Annotated in this window: 7 protein-coding genes; 5 read left to right on the top strand and 2 right to left on the bottom strand. The window is 64.4% G+C overall.

Annotated features, from left to right (window positions below):
- Window positions 1-257 (bottom strand): aldolase/citrate lyase family protein (locus tag PVW46_RS21100; protein WP_274577449.1); only part of this gene is annotated, 257 nt, incomplete at its 3' end.
- 111 nt (window positions 258-368) lie between these two features.
- Window positions 369-971, bottom strand: a complete 603-nt coding sequence (locus PVW46_RS21095) for a response regulator transcription factor (RefSeq protein WP_043142039.1) — start codon at window positions 969-971, stop codon at window positions 369-371.
- A gap of 240 nt (window positions 972-1,211) precedes the next feature.
- Between PVW46_RS21095 and PVW46_RS21090 the strand changes: the two genes are divergently transcribed.
- Genes PVW46_RS21090 through PVW46_RS21070 form a run of 5 tightly spaced genes read left to right on the top strand, consistent with a single transcriptional unit; the run spans window position 1,212 to window position 8,211 of the window.
- Window positions 1,212-2,459 carry a pyridoxal-phosphate-dependent aminotransferase family protein gene (locus PVW46_RS21090; RefSeq protein WP_043141901.1) on the top strand — a complete coding sequence of 416 codons (1,248 nt, stop codon included), beginning with the start codon at window positions 1,212-1,214 and terminating at the stop codon, window positions 2,457-2,459.
- A 37-nt stretch (window positions 2,460-2,496) separates the two neighbouring features.
- Window positions 2,497-3,696 (top strand): malate--CoA ligase subunit beta, encoded by a 1,200-nt coding sequence (locus PVW46_RS21085; protein ID WP_043141899.1) that lies wholly within the window; start codon window positions 2,497-2,499, stop codon window positions 3,694-3,696.
- Window positions 3,693-4,586: a succinate--CoA ligase subunit alpha gene (gene sucD / locus PVW46_RS21080; protein WP_043141897.1), complete on the top strand. Its 894-nt coding sequence runs from the start codon at window positions 3,693-3,695 to the stop codon at window positions 4,584-4,586. The genes PVW46_RS21085 and sucD overlap by 4 nt, the downstream gene beginning before the upstream one ends.
- Window positions 4,586-5,578 (top strand): 2-hydroxyacid dehydrogenase, encoded by a 993-nt coding sequence (locus tag PVW46_RS21075; protein ID WP_069209913.1) that lies wholly within the window; start codon window positions 4,586-4,588, stop codon window positions 5,576-5,578. Before sucD ends, PVW46_RS21075 begins: the two co-directional genes overlap by 1 nt.
- On the top strand, window positions 5,575-8,211 hold the full coding sequence (locus PVW46_RS21070) for a phosphoenolpyruvate carboxylase (protein WP_274577448.1): 2,637 nt from the start codon (window positions 5,575-5,577) through the stop codon (window positions 8,209-8,211). The genes PVW46_RS21075 and PVW46_RS21070 overlap by 4 nt, the downstream gene beginning before the upstream one ends.
- Window positions 8,212-8,281 lie beyond the last annotated feature (70 nt).

The raw sequence follows: 8,281 nt of genomic DNA, 5'->3' as shown, positions 1-8,281 counted from the left end.
TACATGTAATGCGTGTCCAGCCCGTTGATGCGGATGGACATGGTCTTGGTGCCCCAGTCGATTTCGTTCAGGGCCTTGATGATGTTCTTGCGGGCCTGCGCCTTTTCGTCGGGCGCAACTGCGTCCTCGAGGTCGAGGAAGATTACGTCGACATCTGATTGTGCCGCTTTTTCAAACATTTGAGGCTGAGAGCCGGGCACGGCCAGTTCCGAGCGATTAAGCCGTGCGGGCGCCTGGTCGATGGCGTGGAAAGACATGGTCAGGGTCCTTTCTGACAGGAAAATTGGGTCGGACCCCTATTTGCATTTGGGAAATCGGTATTCCTGTCAATAAATTTTTTTGCATACCAGTGCACACAGCGTGCCGCGTCATCCGCCGCTTTTCGCCTTTGACGCGTAGAAATGCGCGATGGCCTGGGCGCGATTCTTGACCGAGAGCTTGTCAAAGATGTTCGACAAATGGAACTTGACCGTATTGGTCGATATCTCGAGCCGCGCGGCAAGCTGCTTGTTGGTCAGTCCCTCGGCCAGGGCATCCAGAATCGCACGCTCCTTGCGGGACAGGGTGCTGATGGGATCGGTCTTCAGCTCGCGGATGTCGAGGTAGGGGAAGACCATCTTGCCCGCGGCCACGTCGAGGCAGGTTTGCACCAGCGCGTCGGTCGGGGCGGCCCGCGATACGAAGGCCGCCGCGCCCGAGGCCATCGCCTGGCGCGGTACGGCGGCGTCGGTGTCATGGCCATAGACGACGATGCGCGGCGCGTTTTCCTGTGCGCGCAGCACCTCGATCAGCTTTTCCGCCCCCAGCGCCGGGATGTTCCAGTCGATCACGCAGACCTTTACCGGCACTCGCATGATCATCCCCAGGAACCCTTCGGCGGTGGCGCTGGTCGCCACAAGCGAGAATCGGGGATCGCGTTCGAACACTTCGGACATGGCCGACAGGACCAGCGGATTGCCGTCGCCCAGCATGATGTCGATGCGTTCTCTCTGCACTTTAGTCCCCTGATTTTCTTCGCATTTCCGTGATAAACTACCCGTTTGGGCGGGGTCGAAAACGGCATACAACGGGATACTTGCCAATTTGGGTGGTAACTTCCCCACCCATTTGGATGCCCAAAAGCAGGATTAAGGAACGTTTTTCCTGTGAGCAAGCAATTTTATAACCGAGGGGAAACAACTAGTCCCCTCAAGTGAACGAACGGAGCGATCATGACCGTTGCGCAGCTATTCCCCAAGCTCGAAATCCCCGAAACCATCGCCGCGGGCCCCGGACCGGGCAACACCGACGCGCGGGTGCTGGCGGCCTATGCCGGGGCAGGGCTGGCCGATCACATGCATGGCGACGTCCTGCGTGGCATGGTCGAGTGCAAGCACATGCTGCGCCAGGTCTGGGGTACGGAGAACGTGCACACTTTCGGCGTTGCCGGAACCGGGTGGAGCGGCCTGGACGTGATGTTCAGCGCTGTGATGCCGGGCGACAGGGTCGTGGTCTTCACCAACGGCACCTTCTCGGGCATCGACGGTCTGACCGTCCGGATGAAGGCGGCCACCGCCGCCGAACTGGCGCTGAGCCCGCTGGATCCGAAACCCGCATCGGTCATCATCGTTGACGTGCCGCACGGCATGTCCGTGACCGGGGGCATGGTCGAGGCCGCGCTGGCCGAGCATAAGCCCAAGTGGGCCGCGATGGCGCATTGGGAAACCGGCTCGGGCCGCATCAACGACATCGCAGGTTTCAGTGCGGCCTGTGAAAAGCACGACGTGATGGGCCTCGTCGACGCGGTCTCGTCCCTGGGGGTCGAGAACTTCCGCATCGACGACTACCCGGGTGTGCATGGCTGGGCTTCCTGCCCGCAAAAGGGCATCTGCTGCCTGCCGCTGACCTACGCGCCTGTCTCCTTCAGCGACCGTTACATTGAGACCCTGAAAAAGACCGGCACCCGCACCTTTGTGCATCACCCGATCATGGAAGCCCGCCACTGGGGCATCATCGACGGCAAGGACGTTGAAAAGGGCACCTATCACCGGACCCATTCCGCCTACGCGGTTGCCGCCTTTCACGAGGCGCTGCGCATCACCCTGCAACAGGGCATCGCGGAGCGGGCCAAGGATTATGCCCACCACGAAACGGCACTGCGCCGCGCGGTGCAGGCGATGGGCTGCGAGGTGACGTCGAACATGACCTCGCTGGTCGTCCTGAACCTGCCCAAGGCACTGGCGGGTCGCGAGATGGAGTTGGTCCAGGCCTGTCGGGCGCAGAACTTCGGTATCTGGCCGACCCTGTCGGAGCCGGTGCAGATCCGGATCGGCATTCTCAACCTGCTGAGCCGCGAGGCGATCACCGACATCGTCACCCGGTTCGCGGATGCGATCCGCGCGCTGGGCGGCGAGGTGGACGATGTCCGTGTGACCGAGGCGTTGAACGGCGTCTACGATCGCGCGGTCGCGGCCGAATAATCAGAACACGTGCCAATCTTTCGGAGGAGGAAAGATCATGGACATTCATGAGTACCAGGCCAAGGAAATCCTGGCCAATTTCGGAGTGCACAGCCCCCCGGGGGCGCTGGCCTACAGTCCGGAACAGGCGGCCTACCGTGCCCGGGAACTGGGCGGTGAGCGCTGGGTGGTCAAGGCCCAGGTTCATGCCGGTGGCCGCGGCAAGGCCGGCGGCGTCAAGGTCTGCGACAGCGATGCCGAGATCCAGGCAACCTGCGAGTCGCTCTTTGGCCGCAAGCTGGTCACGCATCAGACCGGCCCCGAGGGCAAGGGCATCTACCGTGTCTACGTCGAGGCCGCCGTGCCGATCGAACGCGAGATCTACCTTGGTTTCGTCCTCGACCGCACCTCGCAGCGCGTGATGATCGTGGCCTCTGCCGAAGGCGGTATGGAGATCGAGGAGATCTCTGCCAACCGTCCCGACAGCATCGTGCGGGCGACCGTCGAACCCGCCGTGGGGCTGCAGGACTTCCAGTGCCGCCAGATCGCGTTCAAGCTGGGCATGGATCCGGCACTGACCGCACCGATGGTGCGCACGCTGCAGGGCTGCTACCGGGCTTTCCGCGAACATGACGCCACGATGGTCGAGATCAACCCGCTGGTGGTGACGGGCGACAGCCGCATCCTCGCGCTCGATGCCAAGATGACCTTTGACGACAACGCGCTGTTCCGCCACCCGCAGATCAGCGAGCTGCGTGACAAGAGCCAGGAAGACCCGCGCGAAAGCCGTGCCGCCGACCGGGGCCTGTCCTATGTCGGGCTCGAGGGCAACATCGGCTGCATCGTGAACGGTGCGGGCCTGGCGATGGCCACGATGGACACGATCAAGCTGGCCGGGGGCGAACCCGCCAACTTCCTGGACATCGGCGGCGGTGCCACCCCGGAACGCGTCGCCAAGGCCTTTCGTCTGGTGATGTCCGACGACAACGTCCAGGCCGTGCTGGTCAACATCTTCGCGGGCATCAACCGCTGCGACTGGGTCGCCGAGGGCGTCGTCCAGGCGCTGAAGGAGGTGCAGGTCGATGTGCCGGTGGTGGTCCGCCTTGCGGGTACCAATGTCGAGGAGGGGCAGAAGATCCTGGCCAAGTCCGGCCTTCCGATCATCCGCGCCACCACGCTGATCGAAGCGGCACAGCGCGCCGTCGGCGCCTGGCAGAACGACCTTTCCCAGGGCTCCAACATGAGGGCAGTCCAATGAGCATCTTCATCGACAGAGGCACCCCCGTCATCGTTCAGGGCATCACCGGCAAGATGGCGCGGTTCCATACCGCGGACATGATCGCCTACGGCACCAATGTCGTCGGCGGCGTGGTCCCCGGAAAGGGCGGCCAGACGGTCGAGGGCGTGCCCGTTTTCGACACGGTCGAGGACGCGGTGGCCGCCACCGGCGCCGAGGCCAGCCTGGTCTTCGTGCCGCCGCCCTTTGCCGCCGACAGCATCATGGAAGCAGCAGATGCGGGCATCAAGTACTGTGTCTGCATCACCGACGGCATCCCGGCCCAGGACATGATCCGCGTCAAGCGCTACATGTATCGCTATCCCAAGGATCGCCGGATGGTCCTGACCGGCCCGAACTGCGCCGGTACCATCAGCCCGGGCAAGGCGCTTTTGGGGATCATGCCCGGCCATATCTACCTGCCGGGCCACGTCGGCATCATCGGTCGCTCGGGCACGCTGGGCTACGAGGCCGCCGCGCAGCTCAAGGAGCACGGCATCGGTATCTCGACCTCCGTGGGTATCGGTGGCGACCCGATCAACGGCTCGTCCTTCAAGGACATCCTCGAACATTTCGAGGCGGACGACGAGACCCACGTCATCTGCATGATCGGTGAGATCGGCGGTCCGCAAGAGGCCGAGGCCGCGGCCTATATCCGCGATCACGTCACCAAGCCGGTGGTCGCTTATGTCGCTGGTCTGACCGCCCCCAAGGGCCGCACGATGGGCCATGCGGGGGCGATCATCTCGGCCTTCGGAGAAAGCGCCAGCGAAAAGGTTGAGATCCTGACCGCAGCGGGTGTCACCGTCGCTCCGCATCCGGCCGAGATCGGCGACACTATTGCGAAGGTGATGCAGAAGGAGGCCGCATGATGAATGCCCCCGCCATCCTGAACAACCGGCCGCGCGTGCTTGTCACGCGCCGCTGGCCCCAGACGATCGAGGCTGAACTGGCGGAACGGTTCGACACGGTCTTCAACGTCGAGGACCGTCCCATGAGCGCCGAGGATTTCCGCGACGCCCTGGGCAAGTTCGACGCCATCCTGCCGACCGTCACCGACGGGCTGGGCAGCGAGGCAATGGACGTGAGCGAGGCGCGCACCCGCATCCTGGCCAATTACGGCGTGGGCTTCAGCCACATCGACACTGATGCGGCGAAAAAGCTGGGGATCGCCGTCACCAACACGCCGGACGTGCTGTCGGAATGCACCGCTGATCTGGCCATGACGCTGATGCTCATGGTGGCCCGCCGCGCAGGCGAGGGTGAGCGCGAGTTGCGTGCCGGGCAGTGGACCGGCTGGCGGCCGACGCATCTGGTGGGGGCCAAGGTCTCTGGCAAGGTTCTGGGCATCGTGGGGTTCGGTCGGATCGGCCAGGCGATGGCACAGCGCGCGCATTTTGGTTTCGGCATGAAGATCCTCGTGCAGAACCGCTCACGCGTCGCGCAGGACGTGCTGGACCGTTACAACGCGGTGCAGGTCGACACGATCGAGGACCTGTTGCCTCAGTGCGACTTCGTTTCTTTGCATTGTCCCGGCGGCGCGGCCAACCGGCACTTGATCAATTCGCACCGGCTGGACCTGATGAAGCCCGGCGCCTTTTTGATCAACACGGCCCGCGGCGAGGTGATCGACGAGCACGCATTGGCCCAGGCGCTGATGTTCGATTGCATCGGCGGCGCGGCGCTGGATGTCTTCGACGGTGAACCTAAGGTGGCCCCGATCCTTCTGGATTGCGACAATCTGGTGATGTTGCCCCACCTCGGCAGCGCGACCGAGGAAACCCGCACCGCAATGGGTATGCGCGTGCTCGACAATCTCGTCGACTTCTTCGAGGGCCGGACCCCCGGCGACCAGGTGGCATGATGCAGATGGTGGCAGAACCTGCGGGGCTTGAAGCCCCCGATCAATATGCGGAAGACGTGTACCGCCGCCTGCGCGGGGCGTGGCTGAAGGTTCTCCACCGTCGCGCGCCGCATGTGGCGCAATCCATCGAGGACGGTGTCACCCATTGGGACGAAGGCGACTACGCCGATCACCTGCAGGCCAGCACGATCTGGTTCCACCTGCAGCAGATCATGGACGAAAACCTGACGATCCGCACCGGGCGCCTGGCCGAACAGGATGGCGACCCGGGCGAGGGCGGGTTTCACAAGGCCCTGGCCGACTGCCCCGAGGATCAGCGCCCTGCCATGCAGCGACTGCTGTCCGAGGGTCAACTGTCCGTCGGTCCGACGATCACTGCCCATCCGACAGAGGCCAAGCGCGTCTCGGTCATGGAAATCCATCGCCGCATCTACCGCACGCTGGTCCTGTTCGAGACCATGCGCTGGAGCCCGCGCGAGATCGCGCGGCTGGAAGAAACGCTGGAGATGGAAATCGACCTGCTCTGGCTGACGGGCGAACTGCGGATGGAACGTCCCAGCCTCGCCTCCGAGATCGACTGGGGCCTGCAATTCTACCGCACCAGCCTCTTCGAGGCCGTGCCACGCCTGTTCGAACGCTACCATGACGCGGTCAGCGCGGTCTTCGGCCCGACCGGACGCGACCATTGCTGCATCCGGTTCCATTCCTGGATCGGCGGTGATCGTGACGGCAACCCCAACGTGACCGCCGAGGTGACGCGCGATGCGATCGGTCGCTCGCGCGAGATGATCCTCGAGGAATACGTCATGGCCCTGGACCGTATCATTCCCCGGCTCAGCGTGTCCGAAAAGATCGTCGCCGTCCCGCGCCCGCACCGCGATGCGCTGGCCCGGATCGTCGAGACCCGCAGCACCGATCCGGACCTTTGTGCGCAGCGCAACCCGAACGAGATCTTCCGCCAGGCGGGCACGGCCATGCGTCAATGCCTGGCGTCAGGCGGCTATCGCGATGTCTCTGGTTTTCTCGCCGACCTCGACAGTGTCGAGGCGGCGCTGGACGCCATCGACGCGACCCGACTGGCACAACAACTCATCCGTCCGCTGCGCTGGCAGGCCAGCACCTTTGGCTTCCGCGCGCATACGTTGGACATTCGCCAGAACTCCGACGTCGTGACCCGCACGCTGGAGGCGGTCTGGAACGCCGTGGATGCCGCGCCAGAGGCGCTGTCCGCCGATTGGTCCGCGCGCTTGCGGCGCGAGGTGGGGCAGGCGGGCCTGCCCTTCGTCGACCATGCGCGCCTCGGCGAAGAGGCTGCCGAGCTGATGTCGCTCTTGCGGTTGATCCGCGAAGTGCATGACGGTCCGGACCCCGAGGCCATCGGGCCATTCATCCTGTCCATGACACGATCCGCGGATGATCTTCTGGCGGTGCTGCTCCTGGCCCGCTACGCCGGGTTCGGAGCCGAACGCCTGTCGCTCAAGGTCGTGCCGCTGTTCGAAACCATCGAGGACCTGCGCGCGGCGCCTGCGATCCTGCGCGACGTGCTGGCAATTCCGTTGGCGGCCCGCAGCATGAAGGACCGGGACGGGCGGTTGGAAATCATGCTGGGCTATTCCGACAGCAACAAGGACGGCGGTTTCCTCTGTTCCAGCTGGTCGCTCGACCGGGCGCAACGTGCGATAACCCGCGCGATTGCCGGTCACGGTGCGCGGCCGGTGTTCTTTCACGGGCGGGGCGGTTCCGTCAGCCGGGGTGGTGCGCCGACCGACCGGGCCATCGCGGCCCAGCCGCGCGGCACGCTGAACGGCACGCTGCGTCTGACCGAACAAGGCGAGGTGGTGACGGCGAAATATGCCAACACCGGCACCGCCGCCGCGCAACTGGAACTGCTGGCCTCCTCGGTCATGCGCCACAGCACGGCGCCTGCCTTCGAGACCGTCGATCCCGAGGCCGAGGACGTGATGGAGACCCTCTCCAGCCTCAGCCAGACCACCTACCAGACGCTGCTGCAGCACCCGTCGTTCCTGCCCTATTTCAACCAGGCCAGCCCGGTGAACGAACTGGCGCTTTTGAAGATCGGATCGCGCCCGGCGCGCCGTTTCGGGGCCGCAACCCTGTCCGACCTGCGGGCAATTCCCTGGGTCTTTGCCTGGAGCCAGAACCGTCACATGATCAGCAGCTGGTACGGGTTCGGCCAGGCGTTGCAGGACTTCCAATCCATTCGCGGGGCGGGGGGCGAGAAGGCGCTGGTGCGGGCAATGCGGGATCTGCCGCTGTTCCGCCTGTGCATCGACGAGGTCGAGAAATCGCTGCTGATGGTCCGCCTGGACATTGCCGAGATCTATGCCGGACTGGTCGAGGACCAGACCGAGGCAGAGGCGGTCTTTGGCATGATCGAGGCCGAACACGAACGGTCCGTCGCCGCAATCGAACGTCTGACCGGCACGCCGCTGGGTTCACGGTTTCCCAACGCGGTGGCGCGGATCACACGGCACGAGGCCGCGCTGCGTTCGGCCCACGAGGCGCAGGTGAATCTCCTGCGGCTGGTGCGCCAAGAAGACGGAAACCGCCATCGAATCCAGTTGATGCAAAGCATGAACTGCATATCCGCCGGCCTTGGCTGGACCGGCTGACAGGACAAGGAGCAATACCCATGAATGTCTCGCACCGACCGGACGGTTTTTTCACCGAGTCCCTCGCCTC

It is taken from the genome of Mameliella sp. AT18 (assembly GCF_028807275.1).
In the GTDB taxonomy this organism is placed as follows: Bacteria; Pseudomonadota; Alphaproteobacteria; order Rhodobacterales; family Rhodobacteraceae; genus Antarctobacter; species Antarctobacter albus.
Note: the sequence above shows the minus strand (reverse complement) of the source record. Positions and strands in the feature narration are given on the sequence as shown.

Excerpts from the sequence above, each read along its gene's own strand:
- PVW46_RS21095 (WP_043142039.1), bottom strand. The coding sequence starts at position 971 with ATGCTGGGCGACGGCAATCCGCTGGTCCTGTCGGCCATGTCCGAAGTG.
- PVW46_RS21090 (WP_043141901.1), top strand. The coding sequence starts at position 1,212 with ATGACCGTTGCGCAGCTATTCCCCAAGCTCGAAATCCCCGAAACCATC.
- PVW46_RS21085 (WP_043141899.1), top strand. The coding sequence starts at position 2,497 with ATGGACATTCATGAGTACCAGGCCAAGGAAATCCTGGCCAATTTCGGA.
- sucD (WP_043141897.1), top strand. The coding sequence starts at position 3,693 with ATGAGCATCTTCATCGACAGAGGCACCCCCGTCATCGTTCAGGGCATC.
- PVW46_RS21075 (WP_069209913.1), top strand. The coding sequence starts at position 4,586 with ATGAATGCCCCCGCCATCCTGAACAACCGGCCGCGCGTGCTTGTCACG.
- PVW46_RS21070 (WP_274577448.1), top strand. The coding sequence starts at position 5,575 with ATGATGCAGATGGTGGCAGAACCTGCGGGGCTTGAAGCCCCCGATCAA.